The organism is Nocardioides terrigena (genome assembly GCF_003047265.1).
Lineage (GTDB): Bacteria > Actinomycetota > Actinomycetes > Propionibacteriales > Nocardioidaceae > Nocardioides > Nocardioides terrigena.
Genome location: NZ_PZYY01000039.1, coordinates 1 through 813, shown reverse-complemented (window position 1 = coordinate 813; position 813 = coordinate 1). Strand labels below are relative to the sequence as shown.

2 protein-coding genes are annotated in these 813 nt (G+C 41.5%); both read left to right on the top strand.

Translation table 11 applies throughout. From position 1 onward, the window contains the following. Positions 1–196: 30S ribosomal protein S12 (gene rpsL / locus DAE25_RS22685; RefSeq protein ID WP_107768555.1), on the top strand; the 196-nt coding region annotated here is incomplete at its 5' end. A 136-nt stretch (positions 197–332) separates the two neighbouring features. Next, positions 333–803 (top strand): 30S ribosomal protein S7, encoded by a 471-nt coding sequence (gene rpsG / locus DAE25_RS22680; RefSeq protein ID WP_005619841.1) that lies wholly within the window; start codon positions 333–335, stop codon positions 801–803. Positions 804–813 lie beyond the last annotated feature (10 nt).

The following is an 813-nucleotide window of genomic DNA, read 5'->3' as shown; positions in this document are numbered from 1 at the left end:
CTTTGAAGTAACTTCATACATCGGTGGTGAAGGTCATAACTTACAAGAACACAGTGTTGTATTAATCCGTGGCGGTCGTGTTAAAGACTTACCGGGTGTGCGTTATCACACTGTACGTGGTGCACTTGACTGTGCAGGCGTTAAAGACCGTAAACAAGGTCGTTCTAAATACGGCGTTAAACGTCCTAAAGCTTAATGGATCTCCGTTAAGTAAGGCCAAACGTCTAAATTAATCAAAAATTTAAACCATAAACTCCAGTCAATCGTGATGTGCAGTCACACACAATAGATGAGTTTTGGATTATCCTGAATATATAAACGGAGTATTTGCAATGCCACGTCGTCGTAGTGTTGAACCTCGCAAAATCCTTCCAGATCCGAAATTCGGTTCAGAATTACTTGCGAAATTTATTAATGTTTTAATGGTAGATGGTAAAAAATCTACAGCAGAATCAATTATTTACGGTGCTTTAGAAACTTTAGCACAACGTACCGGTAAAGAAGCTTTAGAAGCATTCGAAGCAGCGTTAGAAAACGTACGTCCGACAGTAGAGGTTAAATCTCGTCGTGTTGGCGGTTCTACTTACCAAGTACCGGTTGAAGTTCGTCCTTCTCGTCGTAACGCATTAGCTATGCGTTGGATTGTTGAAGCGGCTCGTAAACGTGGTGACAAATCAATGGCATTACGTTTAGCAAACGAACTTTCAGATGCAGCGGATAACAAAGGTACGGCTGTTAAGAAACGTGAAGACGTTCACCGTATGGCTGAAGCTAACAAAGCGTTTGCTCACTTCCGTTGGTAATCGTTTAACA